This window comes from Paraburkholderia terrae, from assembly GCF_002902925.1.
In the GTDB taxonomy this organism is placed as follows: domain Bacteria; phylum Pseudomonadota; class Gammaproteobacteria; order Burkholderiales; family Burkholderiaceae; genus Paraburkholderia; species Paraburkholderia terrae.
Genome location: NZ_CP026111.1, coordinates 1,468,473 through 1,491,159 on the forward strand (window position 1 = coordinate 1,468,473; position 22,687 = coordinate 1,491,159).

Annotated in this window: 19 protein-coding genes; 13 read left to right on the plus strand and 6 right to left on the minus strand. The window is 62.6% G+C overall.

Annotation, left to right across the window (positions count from 1 at the left end):
* Positions 1–34: 34 nt before the first annotated feature.
* On the minus strand, positions 35–964 hold the full coding sequence (locus tag C2L65_RS06585; protein ID WP_007588280.1) for a LysR substrate-binding domain-containing protein: 930 nt from the start codon (positions 962–964) through the stop codon (positions 35–37).
* Between the two features lie 303 nt (positions 965–1,267).
* Here C2L65_RS06585 and C2L65_RS06590 point away from each other — a divergent pair, with 303 nt between their 5' ends.
* From C2L65_RS06590 to C2L65_RS06605, 4 genes are all read left to right on the plus strand, one after another.
* The gene (locus tag C2L65_RS06590; protein WP_042313617.1) at positions 1,268–2,881 is read left to right on the plus strand and encodes an ABC transporter ATP-binding protein; all 1,614 of its coding nucleotides are present in this window, start codon (positions 1,268–1,270) and stop codon (positions 2,879–2,881) included.
* A 65-nt stretch (positions 2,882–2,946) separates the two neighbouring features.
* Positions 2,947–4,047: an ABC transporter permease gene (locus C2L65_RS06595; RefSeq protein ID WP_042313574.1), complete on the plus strand. Its 1,101-nt coding sequence runs from the start codon at positions 2,947–2,949 to the stop codon at positions 4,045–4,047.
* A 25-nt stretch (positions 4,048–4,072) separates the two neighbouring features.
* A complete protein-coding gene (locus C2L65_RS06600; RefSeq protein ID WP_042313576.1) occupies positions 4,073–5,002 on the plus strand; it encodes an ABC transporter permease in 930 nt (309 codons plus the stop codon).
* Positions 5,003–5,079: 77 nt separating this feature from the next.
* Positions 5,080–6,174, plus strand: a complete 1,095-nt coding sequence (locus C2L65_RS06605) for a BMP family ABC transporter substrate-binding protein (protein WP_007749341.1) — start codon at positions 5,080–5,082, stop codon at positions 6,172–6,174.
* Between the two features lie 211 nt (positions 6,175–6,385).
* Here C2L65_RS06605 and C2L65_RS06610 read toward each other — a convergent pair whose 3' ends face one another.
* On the minus strand, positions 6,386–6,595 hold the full coding sequence (locus tag C2L65_RS06610) for a dodecin (protein WP_007588286.1): 210 nt from the start codon (positions 6,593–6,595) through the stop codon (positions 6,386–6,388).
* Positions 6,596–6,768: 173 nt separating this feature from the next.
* On the opposite strand from C2L65_RS06610, the gene C2L65_RS06615 reads away from it, so the two are divergent.
* The 5 genes from C2L65_RS06615 (at position 6,769) to C2L65_RS06635 (ending at position 13,092) form a co-directional block, all read left to right on the plus strand.
* Positions 6,769–7,677, plus strand: a complete 909-nt coding sequence (locus C2L65_RS06615) for an NAD(P)-dependent oxidoreductase (RefSeq protein WP_042313579.1) — start codon at positions 6,769–6,771, stop codon at positions 7,675–7,677.
* Positions 7,678–7,774: 97 nt separating this feature from the next.
* Entirely contained in the window at positions 7,775–9,367 is a 1,593-nt protein-coding gene (locus C2L65_RS06620) for an ABC-F family ATPase (RefSeq protein WP_042313582.1), read from the plus strand.
* Between the two features lie 170 nt (positions 9,368–9,537).
* Complete coding sequence (locus tag C2L65_RS06625; protein ID WP_007588289.1) at positions 9,538–10,974, plus strand: aldehyde dehydrogenase family protein; 1,437 nt, start codon at positions 9,538–9,540, stop codon at positions 10,972–10,974.
* A 186-nt stretch (positions 10,975–11,160) separates the two neighbouring features.
* The gene (locus tag C2L65_RS06630; RefSeq protein ID WP_042313584.1) at positions 11,161–12,351 is read left to right on the plus strand and encodes an NAD(P)H-dependent flavin oxidoreductase; all 1,191 of its coding nucleotides are present in this window, start codon (positions 11,161–11,163) and stop codon (positions 12,349–12,351) included.
* Between the two features lie 96 nt (positions 12,352–12,447).
* Entirely contained in the window at positions 12,448–13,092 is a 645-nt protein-coding gene (locus C2L65_RS06635; RefSeq protein ID WP_042313587.1) for an OmpW/AlkL family protein, read from the plus strand.
* Positions 13,093–13,212: 120 nt separating this feature from the next.
* Here the strand turns inward: C2L65_RS06635 and C2L65_RS06640 are convergent, their stop codons facing one another.
* From C2L65_RS06640 to C2L65_RS06650, 3 genes are all read right to left on the minus strand, one after another.
* Positions 13,213–13,416, minus strand: a complete 204-nt coding sequence (locus C2L65_RS06640; protein WP_042313590.1) for a DUF1289 domain-containing protein — start codon at positions 13,414–13,416, stop codon at positions 13,213–13,215.
* Positions 13,417–13,518: 102 nt separating this feature from the next.
* Positions 13,519–14,883: a phospholipase A gene (locus C2L65_RS06645; protein WP_052426971.1), complete on the minus strand. Its 1,365-nt coding sequence runs from the start codon at positions 14,881–14,883 to the stop codon at positions 13,519–13,521.
* 252 nt (positions 14,884–15,135) lie between these two features.
* Positions 15,136–16,437 (minus strand): Nramp family divalent metal transporter, encoded by a 1,302-nt coding sequence (locus C2L65_RS06650; RefSeq protein ID WP_042313593.1) that lies wholly within the window; start codon positions 16,435–16,437, stop codon positions 15,136–15,138.
* Positions 16,438–16,987: 550 nt separating this feature from the next.
* Between C2L65_RS06650 and C2L65_RS06655 the strand changes: the two genes are divergently transcribed.
* From C2L65_RS06655 to C2L65_RS06670, 4 genes are all read left to right on the plus strand, one after another.
* Positions 16,988–18,088, plus strand: a complete 1,101-nt coding sequence (locus C2L65_RS06655) for a polyamine ABC transporter substrate-binding protein (protein WP_042313595.1) — start codon at positions 16,988–16,990, stop codon at positions 18,086–18,088.
* 115 nt (positions 18,089–18,203) lie between these two features.
* Positions 18,204–19,367, plus strand: a complete 1,164-nt coding sequence (locus tag C2L65_RS06660) for an ABC transporter ATP-binding protein (RefSeq protein WP_042313622.1) — start codon at positions 18,204–18,206, stop codon at positions 19,365–19,367.
* Positions 19,364–20,293, plus strand: coding sequence for an ABC transporter permease subunit (locus C2L65_RS06665; RefSeq protein WP_042313597.1), 930 nt, complete (start codon positions 19,364–19,366; stop codon positions 20,291–20,293). The genes C2L65_RS06660 and C2L65_RS06665 overlap by 4 nt, the downstream gene beginning before the upstream one ends.
* A complete protein-coding gene (locus C2L65_RS06670) occupies positions 20,293–21,111 on the plus strand; it encodes an ABC transporter permease subunit (RefSeq protein WP_007588301.1) in 819 nt (272 codons plus the stop codon). Before C2L65_RS06665 ends, C2L65_RS06670 begins: the two co-directional genes overlap by 1 nt.
* A 91-nt stretch (positions 21,112–21,202) precedes the next feature.
* Here C2L65_RS06670 and C2L65_RS06675 read toward each other — a convergent pair whose 3' ends face one another.
* Positions 21,203–22,615 carry a methyl-accepting chemotaxis protein gene (locus tag C2L65_RS06675; RefSeq protein WP_042313599.1) on the minus strand — a complete coding sequence of 471 codons (1,413 nt, stop codon included), beginning with the start codon at positions 22,613–22,615 and terminating at the stop codon, positions 21,203–21,205.
* Between the last annotated feature and the right edge of the window lie 72 nt (positions 22,616–22,687).

Sequence of the window (22,687 nt, forward strand, 5' to 3'; positions counted from 1 at the left end):
GATAGTGCTTTGCCTGTCGCGATTGAAAGCCGTATTACTTGGCGATCAGCGTCTTGGTCGCCTCGGCGACGAGGCTGCGCAACCAGCGCACTTCATCGGAGTAATGCACGCGCTCATGCCACAGCTGGTAATACTGCATCGGCGGGAAATCCAGCGGCGCGGGCACGACGGTCAGCGGCAGGAACTTCGCGTAGTAGTCGGCGAAAAGGCGCGTGGTCGTGAAGATCAGATCGGACTTGATCAGCACGTACGGCGCAAGGTTGAAGTACGGCAGCGTGACGACGACGTGGCGCTTGAGGCGCTCCCGCGCGAGATGCACGTCGATCGCGCCGCGCTGGCCGACGGAATAGGGCGTCGGCGCGAGATGCGGCGCGTTCAGGTACTGATCGAGCGTCAGGTTGCCGCGCTTCGCGAACGGATGCGTGTTGCTCATCAGACACACGATCTGGTCGACGAACAGATTGGACAGGTGCAGTTGCTCGGGCGGTTCCGGCCAGTTGCCGACGACGATATCGAGCTTGCCGTCCTCGAGTGCCAGTTCGTAGTCGAACGCGGGGCCAAGCGAATGGAACTCGAGCGTCGCGTTCGGCGCGGCCTTGCGGAAGCGCTCGACGACGGTCGGCACGAACAGCACGTTCAGGTAGTCCGGGCAGCCGATCCGGTAGCAGCGGATCGACGTCGCCGGATCGAAGTTGTGCTGCTGAAATTTAATGCGTTCGATTTCGCGCAGTGCATTTTGCACGGGTTCGAGCAGGCGCAGCCCGTACTCGGTCGGCACCATGCCGGATTTGCCGCGCACGAGCAGCGGGTCGCCCGTGATGTCGCGCAGCCGACGCAGCGCGGCGCTGATCGCGGGTTGCGACTGGTTCAGTTTGACGGCGGCGCGCGTGACGCTGCGCTCCATCAGAAGGGTGTGCAAGACGCGCAGTAGGTAAGTGTCGATCGCCTCGCGTTGCTGACTCATGACTTCTCCGAAATATATGTTCTGGCTGATCGAACGGGCTTGGGGGTATATGCGTTTTAATATAGAGATAAAGAACCGTCAAGGGTGGGATACCCGCAAACCGCGCAGCGGCGCGGCTTTGCGGGAATTTTGGCGGCTCGACTGAGAGGGGCGATTTCGGTATTGTCGATCGGCTGCGGTAGCACGACGCGCGCGTCCGGGGCCGGAATTTCGAGCGGGATTGAACTGGGATTCAGTTGGGATTCAAGCGGGGAGCGCGCGCGACGCCGCGTGCTGCCGGCCACACGCGTAATACGGAACAACATGAGCGACACACCTACAGCCGGCCCGATGGGCAGCGGCGCACACGCAAACGGCGCAAACCGTAGCGACGGCGCCACACCGCGCCTCGCACTGACGGGCATCAGCAAGCAATATCCTGCAGTTCGCGCGAACGACGACGTCACGCTGATCGTCGCGCCCGGCGAAATTCATGCAGTGCTCGGCGAAAACGGCGCGGGCAAGAGCACGTTGATGAAGATCATCTACGGTGCAGTGCGTTCGGATGCAGGCGAAATCCGCTGGGAAGGCCAGCTCGTCGACATCGCGAACCCGGCGGCAGCGCGCAAGCTCGGCATCGGCATGGTGTTTCAGCACTTCTCGCTGTTCGAGACGCTGACCGTCGGTGAGAACATTGCGCTCGCGCTGGACGAGCCGTTCGATCTAAAGGTACTGGGCAAGCGCATCCGCGAAGTGTCGGCGGAGTATGGGCTCGACATCGATCCGCAGCGACACGTGCATAGCCTGACGGTGGGCGAGCGGCAGCGCGTCGAAATCGTGCGCTGCCTGTTGCAGAATCCGCGTCTGCTCATCATGGACGAGCCGACCTCGGTGCTCACGCCGCAAGCCGTGCGCAAGCTGTTCGCGACGCTGCGCCGACTCGCGTCGGAAGGCTGCAGCATTCTCTACATCAGCCACAAGCTCGACGAAATCCAGGAACTCTGCGACACGGCCACCGTGATGCGCGGCGGCAAGGTGACGGGCCGCGTGACGCCGCGCGAAGAGACACATGCATCGCTCGCGCAACTGATGGTCGGTCACTCGCTGCCCGACTACGAACGCCGCGCGCACACACCTGGCGACGTGTTGCTCGACGTGAAAAATCTTTCATCTGTCAGCGATGATCCTTTCGGGACGTCGCTCGCCGATGTGTCGTTCAGCGTGCATGCAGGTGAAATATTCGGCATCGCGGGCGTATCGGGCAACGGTCAGGCGGAACTGCTGGCGGCGCTCTCGGGCGAACACAAGGGCAATCGCGCCGATGCCGTGACGATCTGCGGCAAACCTGCCGGCAAGCTCGGCGCAGCGGCGCGTCGCAAACTGGGCTTTGCATTCGTGCCCGAAGAGCGGTTGGGACGCGGCGCGGTGCCCGCGATGTCGCTCGCGGAAAACGCGCTGCTGACGGCGCATCGGCAACAGATGGTGCGTTCGGGCTGGATCAACGCGGGCGCGATGCGCGCGTTCGCGAAGCGCTGCATCGAATCGTTCGACGTGCGTTGCGGCGGCGACAGCGCGCTCGCGCAGAGCCTGTCGGGCGGCAATCTGCAGAAATTCATCGTGGGCCGCGAGATTCTGCAGGCGCCGAAGGTGCTCGTCGTCGCGCAGCCGACCTGGGGTGTCGACGTCGGCGCGGCTGCGTTCATCCGCCAGCAGTTGCTGGATCTGTCGGCGCGCGGTGTCGCGATTCTGGTGATCTCCGAAGAACTCGAGGAACTGTTCGACATCTGCGACCGCATCGCCGTGATTGCGCGCGGACGCATGTCGCCGACACGCAAGACGGGTGACACGAACGCGGAAGAGATCGGCCGCTGGATGGCCGGGCTGTTCGGCGACCGCGAGGGTGCGCCGCCCTCTGCGGAGCAACCGGCGCATGCATGAACTGTCGTGCATGAACTGAAGTGCTCCCGAATGCACCTGCAGAGACAACATAGACCACACGAACAATGATTCTTCCGTATCGACTCGAAGCCCGCACGTCGCCATCGCGAACGATGCAGCTTGCCGTGCCGCTGATCGCCGCGCTCCTCACGCTCGTGATCGGCTTTCTGATCTTCAGCCTCGTCGGGCGCGACCCGGCGCAGGCGATGCACGCGTTTTTCATCGAGCCGCTGTCGAGCGTCAACGGCTGGGCCGAACTGCTGCTGAAGGCGTCGCCGCTCTGCCTGATCGGGCTGGGCCTTGCCATCGGCTATCGCGCGAACGTCTGGAACATCGGCGCGGAAGGGCAGATGCTGCTCGGCGGCATTGCGGCGAGCGGCGTCGCAATCTACTTCGATCAGGCGACCGGCTGGTGGATCCTGCCGACCATGATGATCGCGGGCGTGCTGGGCGGGATGGCGTGGGCCGCGATTCCCGCGCTGCTCAAGAGCCGCTTCAACACCAACGAGATTCTCACGAGCCTGATGCTCACCTACGTCGCCACGCAGTTGCTGATCTATCTGGTGAGCGGACCGTGGCGCGATCCGCAGGGCATGAACTTCCCGCTCTCCGAAATGTTCTCAGGCGACGCGCTGTACCCGACGCTCTACGGCGACTGGCATTGGAAATTTCTGAAGGGCACGCGGCTGAACGCGTCGATCTTCGTGACGATTGTCGCGATCCCGCTCGTGTGGCTGTTCATGCGCAAGAGCTTCGCGGGCTTCCGCATGAACGTCGGCGGTCTCGCGCCGCTGGCCGCGCGCTACGCAGGCTTCTCCGACAAGAAGACGATCTGGACGTCGCTGCTGATCAGCGGCGGCCTCGCGGGACTCGCCGGCATGGGCGAGATCTCCGGGCCCATCGGCCAGTTGCAGGCGACGTGGTCGCCGGGCTATGGCTTCACCGCGATCATCGTCGTGTTCGTCGGACGGCTGCACCCGGTCGGCATCGTGCTCGCAAGTTTGTTGATGGCCTTGCTGTATCTCGGCGGCGAGGCCGTGCAGACATCGATGCAACTGCCGCAGGCGTTGTCGGGCGTGTTCCAGGGGCTGCTGCTGTTCTGTCTGCTGGGCGCGGACCTGTTCGTCAACTATCGCGTGCGCCGTCGCGGCATCGCGGCATCGTAAAACCGCCGGATTCAGAGCAAATCTCATGGATATTCAACAAGCCAGCGCGCTCACGTCGAGTGCCGTCGTCGCCGCGATACCGCTGATGTTCGCGGGCGTCGGCGAACTCGTCACCGAGAAGTCGGGCGTGCTCAACCTCGGCGTCGAAGGGATGATGCTGATGGGCGCCGTGACGGGCTACGCGGTGACAGCGATTACGGGCAACCCTTGGCTGGGCGTGCTCGCCGCGATCGTCGCGGGCATCGCGATGTCGCTGCTGTTCGCGTTCCTCGTGCTGTCGATGCTAGCGAACCAGGTCGCCACGGGGCTCTCGCTGACGATCTTCGGCATCGGCCTGTCGGCCTATGTCGGCAAGCCGTACACGTCGGCGGCCGTGCGCGAGTCGATCGGCACGTGGGTCATTCCCGGCCTCTCGAAGATTCCCGTGCTCGGACCTGCACTATTCAGCCTGACACCGCTCGACTATCTTGCGTTCATCATGTTCGGCGTCGTGGGCTGGTTCCTGTACCGCACGCGCGCCGGGCTCGTGCTGCGCTCGGTCGGCGAGTCGCCGCAGGTCGCGCACTCGGTCGGTTTCCCAGTGATCGGCGTGCGTTATGGCGCGACGCTGTTCGGCGGCGCGATGGCAGGGCTCGCGGGCGGCTATTACTCGATCGTCAACCTGCACTTGTGGCAGGAGCAGTTGACTTCAGGTCGTGGCTGGATCGCGCTGGCGCTCGTCGTGTTCGCGACGTGGCGTCCGGGGCGTCTGCTGATCGGTGCGCTATTGTTTGGTGCAGTGACGGGCCTGCAGTTTTATGCACAGGCGATCGGCGTTCCCGTGCCGACGCAGTTCCTCGCGATGCTGCCGTACGTCGCGACGGTCGTGGTGCTGGTGCTGATTTCGCGCAATCCGAACACGATTCGCCTGAATGCACCTGCGTCGCTCGGCAAGCCGTTCTTCGCGGCGGGCTGAGCGCGGCGTCAAGCGATCAATGGCAGTGCATACCAGTTCATCAAGTAAAAACATCTGATTCAACGACAGGAGAAAACATGAAGAAAAGAACCATGCTGAGCGCACTGGCGCTGGCCGCCGCGACGCTGGCGACGGGCGGCGCGCTGACGCAGACTGCGCAGGCCGCCGATGTGCCCGGCGTCGCGTTCGTGTATCTCGGCAACCCCGGCGATGCAGGCTGGACCTACGCCCACGACCAGGGCTCGAAGGAAGCAGAAGCCAAGTTCGGCAACAAGATCAAGATCACGCGTGTCGAGAACGTGCCCGAGTCCGCCGACTCGGAGCGCGTGTTCCGCGATCTGGCGAACAAGGGCAACAAGATCATCTTCGGTTCGAGCTTCGGCTTCCAGGACTTCGAACTGAAGGTCGCGAAGGATTTCCCGGACACCGTCTTCCTGCACGCAACGGGCTACAAGAAGGCAGCAAACTTCGGCACGTACGACGTTCGCATGTATCAAGGTGCCTATCTGGCAGGCGTCGCCGCCGGCTACGTGACGAAGACGAATACACTCGGCTTCGTCGCCTCGGTGCCGATTCCTGAAGTGGTGCGCAACATCAATGCCTACACGCTCGGCGCGCGCTCGGTGAATCCGAAGGTACACACGAAGGTCATCTGGATCAACAGCTGGTTCGATCCGGGCAAGGAAAAGCAGGCAGCCGAAACGCTGATCGGCCAGGGCGCGGACGTCCTGCTGCAGAACACCGATTCCAGCGCGACGCTGGCCACTGCGTCTGAAAAGCATGTGCATGCATTCGGCTGGGACTCGGACATGAAAAAGTTCGGTCCCGACGCGCACCTGGGTTCAGTGGTTGCGCACTGGGGCGTGTACTACACGGCTGCGATCCAGCAGGTGCTGGACGGCAAGTGGAAGAACGATCCCGTGTGGTGGGGCATTCCGCAGAAGGCTGTCAATCTCGAAGACATGAACACGTCGGCCATTCCGGCCAACGCGATGAAGGATGTCGACGCGAAGCGCACGCAACTGGCAAGCGGCAAGTGGGATGTGTTCACAGGCCCGATCAAGGATCAGACGGGTGCGGTGAAGGTGCCGGCTGGCAAGACGCTTGCCGATCCTGAACTGCAGCGTTTGAACTGGTATGTTGAAGGCGTGGACGGTTCGCTGCCGAAGTGATGCACTGCATTGAAATGCGTGCGGCACGCGGGGTTCACGCGGGATTGGATTTCCGCGGTTGAAGCGTAGTGCATGCGTTTGCGCGTCATGCGCAAACGCCAAAAGCTGCATTCGGTGTCGTGCCGGATGCAGCTTTTTACATGCTTGCGCGGATCGCGCCGCCTGCGGGCCGCATGCGTCATGCAACTCGCTGCACGCGATGCCGCTCGCCTCAATCGTCGATGCGCAATCCGACCTTCAGCGTTACCTGCCAGTGCGACACCTTGTTGTCTTCGATGTGACCGCGCGTTTCGATGACCTGGAACCAGTGCAGATTGCGTAGTGTTTTGCTGGCTTTTTCGATCGCGCAGCGGATCGCGTCATCGCTGGACTTCGTTGACGAACCTGTTAGCTCGATCTGCTTGTACACGTGGTCGCTCATGATTCACCTCCTGATGGTCCAAAAAGTATAGGCAATGGCGGTTGCGTGACGAACTCGAATGCATGCCGCACATCGCGTGCCCGGCATGCTGCAACGCGATGCGGCCGGTATGATGAACGGTTCGCATGCCGTCGGTTGGCGGCGGATGCAATCCGTTGCGTGCAGTGCATCAAATGGAGGAGAGAGAAGTGGAGATCGGTTTTTGCGGACCGGGCTTGATGGGTGCGCCGATGATTCGGCATCTGCTGGGTGCAGGCCATGCAGTGCATGTGTGGAACCGTACGCCGGCGAAGGCGGAGGCACTGGTGCCGGACGGCGCGACGGTCGCGTCGACACCCGCCGGACTCGTCGGCCGGGCTGAAGCAATTTTCCTGTGCGTGCTGGACGCGGCGGCTGTCGAAGAAGTCGTGTTCGGCGCGAACGGCATCGTGCCCGGCGTGCTTGAGGCGAAAGGCAACAGCCACGTGCGCTGGATTGTCGACCACGGCAGCATCCCGCCGTCGGCGACCCGCGCGTTCGCCGCACGGGCGGCGAACGCGAACATCGGCTGGATCGACGCCCCCGTGTCGGGCGGCGTGGCGGGTGCGATCGCCGGAACGCTCGCCGTGATGGCGGGCGGCGAGGCCGCCGATGTTGCCGCCGTCACACCCGTGATCGGGGCCTATGCGGCTCGCGTCACACACATGGGCGCGGCGGGCGCGGGACAAACCACCAAGCTGTGCAATCAGGCGATCGTGACGTCGACGGTGGCGGCCATCGCCGAGGCCGTCAGCCTCGCGCAGCGCAGCGGCATCGACGCCGCACGGTTGACGCAGGCGCTCGCTGGCGGCTGGGCCGACTCGGTGCTGCTGCAGACCTTCGTGCCGCGCATGACGCAGTCAGGTCAGCCGCCGATCGGCGCGTTGAGCACGTTCCAGAAAGATGTGGACACGATTGCAGCCGCGGCTTACGAGACGGGCACTCCAATGCCGGTTTCGGGCACGGTGCAGCAGTTGCTGCGTCTCGGTGCAGCCATGGGACTGGCGGATGCCGATTTGTCCGGTTTCATCGACGTGTTGCAGACGCCACGTAAAAAAGGGTAGCAGGGCGCTGGCGGTGGTCCGGAGCGCGGCGCGCATGACGCGATAACCTGCTAAAATACTAGGTTTTTCGCCGATCTATCATTCAAAGGGACGCGCCGTGCTGTCTACTGCCAACATCACCATGCAATTCGGGCCGAAGCCCCTGTTCGAGAACATCTCGGTCAAATTCGGCGGAGGCAACCGCTACGGCCTGATCGGCGCGAACGGTTGCGGCAAGTCCACGTTCATGAAGATCCTGGGCAGCGATCTCGAGCAGAGTGCCGGCAATGTGATGCTCGAGCCGAACGTTCGTCTCGGTAAGCTGCGTCAGGACCAGTTCGCGTACGAAGACGTGCGCGTGCTCGACGTCGTGATGATGGGCCACACGGAAATGTGGGGGGCGATGACCGAGCGCGACGCAATCTACGCGAACCCGGAAGCCACCGACGACGACTACATGCACGCGGCCGAACTGGAAGCGAAGTTCGCCGAGTACGACGGCTACACGGCCGAAGCGCGCGCGGGCGAACTGCTGCTCGGCATCGGTATCTCGATAGACCTGCACAATGGTCCGATGAGCAACGTCGCGCCGGGCTGGAAACTGCGCGTGCTGCTCGCGCAGGCGCTGTTCTCGAAGCCGGACGTATTGCTGCTCGACGAGCCGACCAACAACCTGGACATCAACTCGATCCGCTGGCTCGAAGACGTGCTGAACGAGTACGACTCGACGATGATCATCATCTCGCACGATCGACACTTCCTGAACCAGGTCTGCACGCACATGGCGGACATGGACTACGGCACGCTGAAGGTCTATCCCGGCAACTACGACGACTACATGCTCGCGAGCACACAGGCGCGCGAGCGTCAGCAAGCCGCGAACGCGAAGGCGAAGGAACGCGTCGCCGACCTGCAGGATTTCGTGCGCCGCTTCTCGGCCAACAAGTCGAAGGCACGCCAGGCGACCAGCCGTCTGAAGATGATCGACAAGATCAAGATCGAGGAGTTCAAGCCGTCGTCGCGTCAGAACCCGTTCATCCGCTTCGAGTACGAGAAGAAACTGCACAATATTGCGGTGGTCGCGGACAGCATCACGAAGAAGTACGACCGCACGATCTTCAGTAACTTCGACCTCAGCGTGCAGCCGGGCGAGCGCATCGCGATCATCGGTGAAAACGGCGCGGGCAAGACGACGCTGCTGCGTTCGCTGCTCGGTAATCTGAGCGTCGACCACGGTTCGATCAAGTGGGCGGAGAACGCGAACGTCGGTTACATGCCGCAGGACACATACGAAGAGTTCCCGAGCGACGTCACGCTGATGGACTGGATCGACCAGTATCGTAAGGAAGGCGATGACGAGCAGATGGTGCGCGGCACGCTCGGCCGCCTGCTCTTTAATGCAGACGACATCAGGAAGTCGGTGAAGGTGCTGTCGGGTGGTGAGAAGGGCCGCATGATCTGGGGCAAGCTGATGCTGGGCCGCCATAACGTGCTGCTGATGGACGAGCCGACCAACCACATGGACATGGAGTCGATCGAATCGCTGCAGATCGCGCTGGACAAGTACGACGGCACGCTGATTTTTGTTTCGCATGACCGTGAATTCGTGAGCGGGTTGGCGAACCGGATCATCGAGGTGAAGACGGATGGCACTCTGACCGACTTCGGCGGCAACTACGAAGACTTCCTTTCGAGCCAGGGCGTGCAGTAAGCGTTAGCGCCGCGGTTTCCATAAAAACCCGCTTCTTACGAAGCGGGTTTTTTATTGCCTGCTGCCATTGCGCTGTGCGCTCGCGCGCCGATTCCTCTTGTCTGCGTCCGGTTGAGTCCTTTCCTCACGAGTAAAATGAACAGACTATCCAGGAGACAGGACACAAGACAATGAAGACCTTCGAGCACTTCTACATCGACGGCAAATGGATCAAGCCGTGCGGCACAGGCACGATCGACGTGATCGACTCGGGTACGGAAGAAGTGATGGGCCGCATTCCCGAGGGCGTCGAAGCTGATGCCGAGGCGGCCATCGCCGCTGCCCGCGCTGCTTTCGACGGTTGGGCCGCGACGCCGCCTAGGGAGCGCGGCGCCTACCTGCAAAAAATTGCAGACAATCTCAAGGCGCGCACCGATGAACTCGCGGGCTACATCTGCGGCGAAGTCGGCATGCCGATCAAGCTCGCACGCGCGATTCAGGTCGGCGGTCCTGTCTACAACTGGAATGCCTATGCGAAGCTCGCGGGTGAATTCCAATTCGAAGAGCAGGTCGGCAATTCGCTCGTCGTGCGGGAGCCCGTCGGCGTCGTCGCCGCGATTACGCCGTGGAACTATCCGCTGAACCAGGTCACGCTGAAGGTGGCAGCCGCACTTGCGGCTGGCTGCACTATCGTGCTCAAGCCGTCGGAAGTGGCGCCGTTGAATGCCTTCGTGCTGGCGGAGGCGATTCATGAAGCTGGGCTGCCCGCCGGCGTGTTCAATCTGGTCAGCGGCTATGGTCCCGTGGTCGGTGAAGTGCTCGCCAGTCACCCATCCGTCGACATGGTGTCGTTCACCGGTTCGACGCGCGCAGGCAAACGCGTATCGGAACTGGCGTCCGCGTCGGTGAAGCGTGTCGCACTGGAACTCGGCGGCAAATCGGCGTCGGTCATTCTCGACGATGCGGATTTCGCTGCGGCGATCAAGGGTACGGTGGGCGCATGCTTTCTGAATTCGGGGCAAACGTGCTCGGCGCACACGCGGATGATCGTGCCCGAATCGCGCTATGACGAAGCGCGCGAACTGGCGAAGAAGGCAGCCGAAGCATTTGTCGCAGGCGATCCTCGTGTCGAGACGACGCGTCTGGGTCCGCTAGCTTCCGCTGCGCAGCAGTCGCGCGTGCAGCACTATATTGCGCGTGGCATCGAAGAAGGCGCGGAACTCGTCACGGGCGGCGCCGGCATGCCGGATGGCATTTCGAAGGGCTTTTTCGTGAAACCGACTGTGTTCGGCCGGGTGCATCCGAAGGCGACGATTGCGCAGGAAGAAATCTTCGGTCCGGTGCTGACCATCCTCACCTACAAGGACGAAGAAGAAGCCGTGCGCATCGCGAATGACTCAGTGTACGGACTCGGCGGCGCCGTATGGGCGGGGAGCGACGAGCGCGCGATGGGCGTTGCGCGGCGTATCCGCACGGGGCAGGTCGATATCAACGGCGGCGCATGGAACATGGCCGCACCGTTCGGCGGCTACAAGCAGTCGGGACATGGCCGCGAGAACGGCGCATACGGGCTCGAAGAGTACCTCGAGTACAAGTCGATGCAATTGAAGGTGAATAAGCCCGCATAGATTTGCATGAGCGCGACGCGGGGCAATTCATGTCGACGCGACGTGTACAACCGATGACGGAGCGCAACGAAAGCGCGTGTCGATAACCGGCACGCGCTTTTTGTTTGACCTCACGCAAGATACTGCATTGGATAGTTGCGACCATCGAGGCTTTTCGTCGAATCCGATCGACGACGGAGGCCTCTGATGTTTCCTTCCTATCCCTTTGCGCCGCTCGTGATTCGCGGGCGATCGCTGTTACCCGTCGTGCAGGGCGGCATGGGCGTCGGCGTGTCCGCGCACCGGCTTGCGGGCAGCGTGGCGCGCGAAGGCGCACTCGGCACGATCGCCAGCATCGATTTGCGCCATCACCACGCCGACCTGCTCGAACGTTGCCGCGCGACCCCCGACCGCGCGACGCTCGAAAACGCGAACCGCGTCGCGCTTACGCGTGAGATCCATGCCGCGCGAACCCTCAGCGAAGGGCGCGGCATGATCGCCATCAACGTGATGAAGGCGGTCAACGCGCATGCGGACTACGTGCGGATTGCCTGCGACCTCGGCGCGGACGCGATCGTCATGGGAGCCGGTCTGCCGCTCGATCTGCCCGACCTGACACAAGGGCGCGATATTGCGTTGATTCCGATTCTGTCCGACAGCCGGGGCGTCGGCGTGGTGCTCAGGAAGTGGATGAAGAAAGGCCGGTTACCTGATGCAATCGTGATCGAGCACCCGGCGCACGCGGGCGGTCATCTCGGCGTGACGAATCTCGACGACATGCACGATGCGCGTTTCGAGTTCACGCGGGTACTGCAGGAAATCGACGAGATCTTTACTTCGCTGCAGATCAGCCGAAGTGAAGTGCCGGTGATCGTTGCTGGCGGTATCAACAGTCATGAAGCGGTGCGTGCTTGTCTCGAAGCCGGCGCGAACGGCGTGCAGATCGGCACGCCGTTCGCCGTGACAGAAGAGGGCGACGCCCATCCGAACTTCAAGCGCGTGCTGGCCGAAGCGACGCCGGACGACATCGTCGAATTCGTCAGCGTGACGGGCTTGCCGGCGCGCGCCGTGAAGACGCCGTGGCTCGAACGCTATCTGCGCAACGAATCGCGCATCCGTACAAAAATCGGCGCACTCAAACGCGCATGCCCGACTGCACTCGAGTGCCTCAGTGCATGCGGTTTGCGCGACGGCATTGAAAAGTTCGGTCACTTCTGTATCGATACGCGTCTTGCGGCTGCACTGCGCGGTGACGTGAACAATGGCCTGTTTTTTCGTGGACGCGAAGCATTGCCGTTCGGCACTGCAATTCGCAGCGTGCGCGATCTTCTTGAACTGCTGCTGACGGGCGTGGCGCGACCGGCTGTCGCAGGGCGTCTTGCGTTTTCGCTGGGTTGACGGGGGTCAAAGAGCGCGTGTAGGGGAACTTCGACAATGTTCTCGCGCACGATGCTTCGCACCTCGCGCAACCACACAAGAAAATCAGGGTAGCTTATGAACAAAAAAATTCGATCGATCGGGGTCGCGCTATGCACAGCCGGGCTGGCGCTGATGACTTCGCACGCATGCGCTGCGGACACCGACACCACTTCAGGCATTCATGCCGGCGACGTGCTAGTGCGCCTGCGTGCCATCAGTATCATGCCGCAGGTGCGTACGAGCGACACGCTGTCCGCGCTGAACGTTGACGTCAACAACGCGATCGTGCCTGAAATCGACTTCACGTACATGATTCGCGACAACATCGGCGTAGAACTGATTCTCGGCACGTCGCGGCATCAACTGACTTCGAATCTCGGCGACCTGGGCGGCGTCAATGTGCTGCCGCCGACGCTTTTGCTGCAGTATCACTTCAATCATCAGGGGCAGGTTCGGCCGTACGTCGGCGCGGGCGTGAACTACACGTACTTCTACAACGACGGCCTGCATGCGGGCGACCAGCAGATTTCGGTCAAGCGCAGCAGTTTTGGTCCGGCACTGCAGATGGGCGTCGACGTACAGTTGACGAAGTCGGTGTTCGCGAACGTCGATGTGAAGAAGGTCTGGATGAAGACGGATGCATCGCTCAATGGCGCATCGCTCGGCACGCTGCATATCGATCCGTTGATCGTCGGTGTCGGCGTCGGGATGAAGTTCTGAGTGCCTCCCGTCTCAACGATCAAGCAATGAAAAACGCCGGCTCGTCATGAGCCGGCGTTCTCGCTTATCGGATCAGTGCATGTGCAGTCAATCGGCGCGTCCGCCCAACAGGCAAATGCATCACAGCTTGTCGAACTTGAACCGCATCGCCGTGCCTTCGCGCTCGATGCGCGTCCATACGGAACGCTTTTCCTCATCGGTCAGAAACACCCAGTTCGCCACTTCCGTCGCCGTGCGGCCACACCCTTTGCAGATTTCGTCGAAAAGCGTCGAGCAGACGCCGATGCAGGGGCTGTCGGGAAGGTCGTGCAGATTCGATGACATCGAGATACCTTGAACGGGGAATGCATGCGGTCCGCTATGGTAAACCAAAAGCGCAGTCGGCTTCCGGCACCCATTTGGCGCTCAGCCGACATGCATTGAACTTCATCGCGCGATGCTATAGCCGATGCGTGCCATCCAGTGCTGACGCTTGTTGTAGTCGAGCAGGTCCTCGCCATAGCCGTTGAAGTAGCCTACCCATAGATAGCCACCCCATGCGCTGCTGCCGAGCAGCTTGGCCAACGGGTAGGTCAATTGCGCGTCGACGCTGCCGTACCAATGTTTTGTGCCCTTGCGCAGCGTCGTCGCGAGTTGCCAGCCGTCGGGGCTCCCGTACTTGATCAGCAGGTCGACATAGCCGCGGTAATCGGCGATGTCCGGGTTGCTGCTCGTGCCGAGATAGAAGTAGACCTTCGGCGACACCTCCAGGTGCGACGAGTTCAGGTCGCCGAATTCCCATGTCGGCCGCACGAACACGGTGTTGAGGCTGCGCGAATCGTCGCCTGCGAGGCCGTTCGATTCATGTCCGATGCCCGCGGCGATGCCCATGCGCGTGAACCATTCCGAGCGCAGTCCCGTGTCGGGGATGTAGTAGAACAGTTGGGGCATGTAGCTCGTGTCGCGGAATGGGCGCGACTCGGCGGACAGATCCCAGATCGACATCTGCGTGTATGCGAAGTACAGGTTGTCGAGGAAACGCTTCGAACGTAGATCGTCGGGCAACAGCAGCCGGTACTTGAAGCTGAGTTGCAGGCGCGCGTTGGTGTCGCCGTTGTGGCCGACGGCAAAGTACATCGGCTCGTAGTACGAGATGCGGGAGAGCGCGGCGCGGCCCGCGCTCATCAGCGCGTCGGCGGCGGGCGAGGCGACTTCCGTGCTCGAAGCCGGTGTCACCGCGGCGGCCGCGCTCGCGGTTTGCGCAGGCGTTGCCGCCTGCATTTCCGCGCGCTCGGCCTGCACAATCTTTCCTTCTCGTGGGCCCCGGTTGATCGCGACGAGCGTGGGCGATGCGTCGAAACCGACGGGATCGATACGCACCTCACCGCGTGCCCACGCAGGCCATGGCGCCGAGTAGCGCACCTTGCGGAACTGGCCGGGTGACAGATGCAGCGCGTCGGACACGTCGGGCTCGCGCGTGAGTTCGAGTGGTTGCGGCGCGATGTCGCCGTTGGTGAGCGTGACGCGGATCGTCGCGGGCAAGGTCAGGTCGAGCGGCGCGTTGTCGTCGGCGGAGTAGAGAAGCGTGATCGACAGCGGTTCGTCGAACGCGGCTTCACGCAGCGGCGCGAGCATCGACGTCGTCGCGTGTACGCATGGGGCGGTAAGGCTGAGCCATGCTGCGATCGATACAAACAAGGCGAAGCGGATGCGGACGATACGGGTGATCGAGTGATGCAACCAGGATGGCAGACAGGAAAGGGACAGGCAGGCAAGCGAGACGAAGCGGCAAGACAAGGCGTTCAATGGCATGAGCGGTCGTCCTTTGTTATTGCTTGTCGGCGGCTCGTCGGCAGCGAACTTCGTATGCATTGCTTTGCATTGCACTTCGCTGCACGCGTCCGCAACGTATTTCATGCCGCGGCGCAATCGCGTGCAGTGGATCGATGCAGCGAACGGACGCGGATCGCGATCAAGTCATTGTAAAAGGCGACTTACAAAGCGCAAGCCGCAAGCGCGCATGCAATGAAACGGCGGCACTCCATTGCATCTCGACGCGCCCATTCAACCGGTCGCCGTCTCCCAGATCAACGCGCCATTCAGTGCAATGATGCCCGCCGCGCATACCCACGCGAGCGCGAGCGGCACGCCGCGCACGCGCCAGCCGTGCATCAGCTTGCGGTCCGATCCAAAGCGGATCAAGGGCACGACGGCGAGCGGCAGTTGCAGGCTCAGCACGACCTGGCTCGCAACCAGCAACTGCGCCGAGCCGTGCGGCCCGAACAGGCCGACGGCGACGAGCGCCGGGCCGATCGCCAGAGCGCGCGTGAGCAGCGCGCGTTGCCAGCGCGGCAGCCGGATCTGCAGGAAGCCTTCCATCACCGCCTGACCCGCGAGCGTGCCAGTCACGGTCGCGCTCAAGCCACACGCGAGTAACGCAGCCGCGAACAGGATAGCCGCCCAGTGCGAACCGACGATGGGCGCGATCAGCCGATGCGCATCGGCGAGATCGGTGACGGTGCGGTGCCCGCTCGCGTAGAAGACGGCCGCCGACACGACGAGCAGCGCCGCATTGATCACGAAAGCCAATGAAAGCGCGCTGAAGGTGCCGAAGTTGACGCCGCGCAACGCATCGGCGATGTCGGCGTCACTGGTGGAGTGCGCATGCGTTTTGACGAGCGCCGAATGCAGATACAGGTTGTGTGGCATCACCGTCGCGCCCAGAATGCCTGCCGCGAGCCACACCATGCCGGCGTTGCGCAGCAGTTCGGCGCTGGGTGCCGCGCCCGTCAGCGCGGCTCGCCAGTCGGGCCGCGCGAGCACCAGCTCGATCACGAAGCACAGGCCGACGAACAGGATGAGCGCGACCACCACCGTCTCCAGCGTGCGCTGCCCATGCCGCTGCAAGGCGAGCATCGCGAAGGTGCCGACGGCCGACATCAGCACACCCGCCGTCAGCGACACGCCGAACAGCAGCTGCAGCGCGACCGCGCTGCCGACCACCTCGGCGACATCGCACGCGATGATCGCGATCTCGCTCGTCACCCACAGGAACAGCGTCATGCGCCGGCCGGTGCGCTCGCGGCACAACTGCGCGAGATCGCGTCCCGTCACCACGCCGAGGCGCGACGACACCCACTGCAGCAGCATCGCCATCAGGCTCGACAGGATCACGACGCTCAGCAGCGTGTAGCCGTAGCTCGCGCCGCCCGCGAGCGCCGTCGCCCAGTTGCCGGGGTCCATATAGCCGATCGCGACGAGCGCGCCCGAGCCGACAAACGGCAGCCAGGTGCCGGGGCGCGGCGGCTTCGAACCGGGGCGGTGGCGCCGGCGGGACGGATCCAACGCGAACGGGTTCGTGTTCATCGCACTGTGACAGTGAAAGACGCACTCCACGGGGCAATCGGCATGCCATGCACTCCGCTGCATCGCGATGCATAACGCCGCGACCACTATCTGGGCTAATTTGACAGTCTATAGTGATGGTGAGAGAGGGTTTGGGGCGGGATGCAGTCCGCTTCAGCGGACCTGCACAGCACAGGACGGCTCGATGCAGGAATCAAGGTTTTTTTCGGGTGGACAGGACGCGATAACCCGATAAAATTGCGGCCAATTTTGCAGCGGCGTGCCGGCTGTGCTGACCCAATGCATGTCGGCGGGACGGAGTGCCGCTGTCTAGCCTCGACGGGCCGCCGATGACGCGCTCGATGCCGGAGCCGCACGGAATCTGCCTGTAAGGCGGAACCCGGCCACGGAACGCCGCGCTGTACCGTTTGCGCGACATCTGGCGGTTTTTTTTGAATCGGGCATCGATTGATGGTAGTTTTCGGGTTTTTCAAGGGCAGCCGCGAGCAGCGCACAGCGGCTTGAAGCGGGGTAAGCGACCGGTTTCGCGCCGGTCAGAACGGAGAACGGAATGAAGAAACGGGTGGTGGGCCAACTGGCTGCGCTGGTACTGTGCGCGACGCCTTTCATGTCGGCGGCGGCAAAAGATACACAACTGAATGTGTACAACTGGTCGGACTACATCGCCAAAGACACGATTCCGAACTTCACCAAGCAGACGGGCGTTCAGGTCAAGTACGACAACTACGATAGCGACGACACGCTGCAGGCCAAGCTGCTGACGGGCAACTCGGGCTACGACATCGTCGTGCCGACCAGCAACTACGCGGGCAAGCAGATCGCAGCGGGCATCTTCGCGCCGCTCGACAAGTCGAAGATCCCCAACCTCAAGTATCTCGATCCGGCGCTGATGACGCTCGTCGCGGGCGCGGACCCGGGCAACAAGTTCTCGGTGCCCTGGGCATACGGCACGACGGGCCTCGGCTACAACGTCACCAAGGCGCAGCAGATTCTCGGCAAGGGCGTCGCGCTCGACAGCTGGGACGTCCTGTTCAAGCCGGAAAACATCTCGAAGCTCAAGGCGTGCGGCGTCTCCGTGCTCGACGCGCCGGACCAGATGTTCGCGGCCGCGCTGCATTACATCGGCAAAGATCCGATGAGCACGAACCCGGCCGACTATCGCGAGGCGCTCGCGATGATGAAGAAGATCCGTCCGTACATCACGCAGTTCAACTCGTCGGGCTACATCAACGACATGGTCGGCGGCGACATCTGCTTCGCCTACGGCTGGTCGGGCGACGTCGTGATCGCGAAGCATCGCGCGGCAGAAGCCAAGAAGGCGTACAAGATCGACTACTACATTCCGAAGGGCGGCGCGCCCGTGTGGTTCGACGTGATGGCGATTCCGAAGGACGCGAAGAACAAGGAAGCCGCGATGGAGTGGATCAACTACATCGAGACGCCGCAGGTCCACGCGGCCATCACGAACGCCGTCTACTATCCGAGCGCGAACACGGAAGCGCGTAAGTACGTCGACAAGGATGTCGCGAACGATCCCGCCGTCTATCCGCCGGCGGACGTCGTCAAGACGCTGTTCCTGTTGAAGCCGCTGCCGCCCGAAATCCAGCGTCTGCAGACGCGGCTGTGGACCGAGTTCAAGTCCGGCCGCTGAGCTGGCAACTGAGCCAGTCTGAGCCAGACGATAGTGCAGGCAAGCATCATCATGAAGCCCCCGGTATCCAGCCGGGGGCTTTGTTCGTCAAATGCAGGGAGAGAAGCAGCAGATCATGAGTGACCAGTCGAACGTGCTGGCAGGGGCCGGCGTGTCGTCCTCGGGCAATTCCGCCGCTGTGCAGGACGCAGCGGACAATTTCGTGCAGATCGTCGACGTCGTGAAGAAATTCGGCGAGACGGTCGCGGTCAAGGGCGTCAACCTGTCGGTGAAGAAGGGCGAGCTGTTTGCGCTGCTCGGCAGTTCCGGTTGCGGCAAGTCGACGCTGTTGCGCATGCTCGCGGGGCTGGAAACAGTCACGTCGGGCAAGATTTTGATCGACGGCGAAGACCTCGCGCAGATGCCGCCATACCGGCGTCCCGTCAACATGATGTTCCAGTCGTACGCGCTCTTTCCGCACATGACGGTCGAATCGAATGTCGCGTTCGGCCTCAAGCAGGAAGGCGTGCCGAAGGCCGAGCTGAAGGAGCGCGTGCAGTCCGCGCTTGAACTCGTGCAGATGGCGCGCTTCGCGAAGCGCAAGCCGCATCAGTTGTCGGGCGGGCAGCAGCAGCGCGTCGCGCTGGCGCGCTCGCTCGTCAAGCGTCCGAAGCTGCTGCTGCTCGACGAGCCGATGTCCGCGCTCGACAAGCAGATCCGCCAGCGCACCCAGATCGAGCTCGTCAATATTCTCGACAAGGTCGGCGTCACCTGCATCATGGTCACGCACGATCAGGAAGAGGCGATGACGATGGCAGGGCGCTTGGCCGTGATGAGCGAAGGCGAGATCGTGCAGCTCGGCACGCCGAACGAAGTCTACGAGTATCCGAATAGCCGCTTCTCGGCGGAGTTCATCGGCTCGACGAATCTGTTCGACGGCAATGTCGTCGAGGACGAGCCGGATCACGTGTACATCGAAACGCCGGATCTGCCCGTGCGCCTGTACGTGAGCCACGGCATCACGGGGCCGCTCGGCATGCCCGTGACGATTTCGGTGCGCCCGGAGCGCATCGCGCTCACGCGCAAGCCGCCCGAAGGCGCGTTCAACTGGGGCAAGGGCGTCGTCACGAACATTGCGTACATGGGCGGCTACTCGCTGTATCACGTGAAGCTCGACGGTGGCAAAACGGTGATCGCGAACGTGTCGAGTCTCGCGTTGTCGGAAATCGAAACGCCGACATGGGGCGATGAAGTGTACGTACGCTGGAGTGCATCGGCGGGCGTGGTGCTGACATCATGAAAAGCGCGCTGCAATCGTTCATGCAGTGGCCCGTGCGCCGCTTCAATCTGACGGGGCGCACGGCCGTCGTCGCGGGGCCGTTCATCTGGCTGCTGCTGTTCTTCCTCGTGCCGTTCCTGCTGGTCGTGAAGATCAGCTTCGCGGATCTGCAGCTCGGCATTCCTCCTTACACGGAGTTGACGTCGTTCAAGGACGGCGTGATTCACATCGCGCTCGACGTGTCGCACTACGCGTTCCTTTTGCAGGACAGCCTGTACTTCGCGACGTATGTGAACTCGGTGGTGGTCGCGGGGATCTCGACGCTGCTGTGCCTGCTGCTCGGTTATCCGATGGCGTACTACATCGCGCGCTCGAACCCCGCCACGCGCAACATCCTGATGATGGCGGTGATGCTGCCGTTCTGGACGTCGTTCCTGATTCGCGTGTATGCGTGGATCGGCATCCTGAAGAACAACGGCCTGCTGAACAACTTTCTGATGTCGATCGGGCTGATTCATTCGCCGATCGAGCTGTATCACACGAACACGGCCGTCTATATCGGCATGGTCTATTCATACCTGCCGTTCCTCGTGATGCCGCTCTACGCGCATCTCGTGAAAATGGACCTGACGCTGCTCGAGGCCGCCTACGATCTCGGCGCAAAGCCATGGCGGGCGTTCTGGCAGATCACGCTGCCGCTGTCGAAGAACGGCATCATCGCGGGCTGTCTGCTGGTGTTCATTCCTGCCGTGGGCGAGTACGTGATTCCTGAACTGCTCGGCGGCGCGAACACGCTGATGATCGGCCGCGTGATGTGGAATGAGTTCTTCGATAACGCCGACTGGCCGATGGCGTCCGCCGTCACCTGCGCGATGGTGCTGCTGCTGCTCGTGCCGATGGCGCTGTTCCAGTATTCGCAGGCGAAGGCACTGGAGGAGAAGCGCTGATGAAGCCAAATCGTGTATTGCAGTTCATCGCGCTCGCAATCGGCTTCGCTTTCCTATACGTGCCGATCATCAGCCTCGTCGTGTATTCGTTCAACGAGTCGCAGCTCGTGACGGTGTGGACGCGTTTCTCGACGCGCTGGTACGCCGCGCTGTTGCAGGACGAGGAACTGATCAATGCCGCGTGGCTGTCGCTGCGTGTGGCGTTGCTGACGGCGTTCGCGTCGGTGATCATCGGCACGTGGGCGGGTTTCGTGCTCGCGCGCATGGGACGTTTTCGGGGCTTCACGCTGTACACGGGGATGATCAATGCGCCGCTCGTGATCCCGGAAGTGATCCAGGGCATTTCGCTGCTGCTGCTGTTCATCGAAATGGGCAAGTGGCTGGGCTGGCCGGCGGGTCGCGGCATCTTCACGATCTGGATCGGCCACGTGATGCTGTGTATTTCCTACGTGGCGATTATCGTGCAGTCGCGTGTGCGTGACCTGCATCCGTCGCTTGAGGAAGCTGCACTGGATCTCGGCGCCACGCCGCTGCGTGTATTTTTCTTCATCACGCTGCCGCTGATTTCACAGGCATTGATTGCGGGCTGGCTGCTGTCGTTCACGCTGTCGATCGACGATCTGGTGTTGTCCGCGTTCCTGTCGGGGCCGGGCTCGACGACGCTGCCGCTGGTGGTGTTCTCGCGCGTGCGTCTGGGGTTGAACCCGGAGATGAACGCACTGGCGACGCTGTTCATTGCAGTCGTCACCGTCGGCGTCGTGGTGGCCAATCACTTCATGCAGCGCGCCGAAAAGCGGCGCCTGGCGATGGCAGTGTAGTTCATCCGCACCGTTTCGTTTCCTTTGCCGGCGCCTGTGGGCGCCGGCAAAGCGAGTCTTCATCAGCGGGCGTGAGGCGCAATTCCCGCCCTCAGATTCGATATCCGATCCGCAATCCGCCCCAATGCCGGCCGTTCACGAAGATCGGCGCTGACGCGTCCTTCATCAGTGCATATTCGCCGCCGCCCATGTCGCGCCGATAGGTTTGCAGCAGGAAGCGTTTCGTACTGGTCCCGGCAGCGAGGCCGGTGCGGTCGTTGAACATCCGCCGGTTGCGGCAGTTCGCGGCATTCCAGACGGGATCGCCACGCTGCGGCTGCGAGAACTTGAGATTGTGGGTGGGCAGGTAGCCGCGCGTGTCGACGGCTGCGCAGAACGCGACGCGCGGGTCGAGTTCGAGCATGGGTTCCTGGATCAACGGCAGGACGCGGTCGGTGAGGTCGGTAAAGCGCGTCATGAACTGCTGCGGATTCGTACCCGGTACGGGCACGTAGCGATCGTCGAACAGGTCGTTCATCGACAGTTCGCCCCGCGCGATAGCCGCTTCGAACAGCTTGCCGACTTTTGCGGCAGCCTGTTCGACGGCGTCGATGAACGGTGTGTCCGCCGTTGCGACGCCCGTGGCCGCCGTCAGTTCGATCAGGTTTTCCGATACGCCGAGCAGATTGCCGAGCCGGTTCTTTGCCTGCACGAAGTTTTCGCCGGAATGCTCGACGTCGGTGGCAATATCGAGCACCTGCGACTCGAATGCATTGCATTGCTCTTCGATTTCGCCGGACAGCGTCGCGATCTGGTTCGCCTCTGCATTCAATTGCATGATCGCGTGACCTGTCGAATGCACGACGTCGCCGATCATCCGCGTGCCTTCGCGCACCCGCTGTGCGCGAGCCGTGTTCTCGGCGCCTTCGGTAATCAGGCGCTCGGTCTGCTCGGTGAGTTGCGCCAGCGTCGTTTCGATCTGACCCGTTGCCTGCGCGGTTTTCGCCGACAGCGTCTTCACCTCGGCGGCGACCACCGCGAAGCTCTTGCCGAATTCGCCCGCACGGGCGGCTTCGATCGCGGCATTCAGCGCGAGCAGATGTGTCTGGCGCGCGATCAGCGATATCTCCTCGGACACGCGGCTCACGTGCGTCAGCGCCGCGCGCAGTGCGCCGATTTGACTCTCGATCACCGTCACGCCTTCCACCAGCCCGTGAATATCCGACAGCGACGCTTCGAGCGTGTGCTGGGAAGTCTCGACGTCACCCGCTGCCTGCGCCGTTACCGTGCGCATTTCGCGGGCCGCAGCGGCGATGCGGTGATTGCCGGCGAGCGTCGCCGCCGCCGACTGGCGCAGCGTCTGGCATACATCGGCTTGCCGTTCGACGCGGGTGGCGACCTCTTCGATATGGCCGGACACGTCGCAGATCTCGATGCCGAGCTTGCCCGCCTGCGCGGCGATATCGCCGACAACGGATAAGGTGCCGCCGCTGCGGCGCCGGCGCCGATTGAAAAAGCCCGTCATGGTCAAGTCTCCTGAACGGCGCGGCGCTGGCGCACGCCGACGTGGTGTCCGTTTAATGTGTTCGAGTTCATG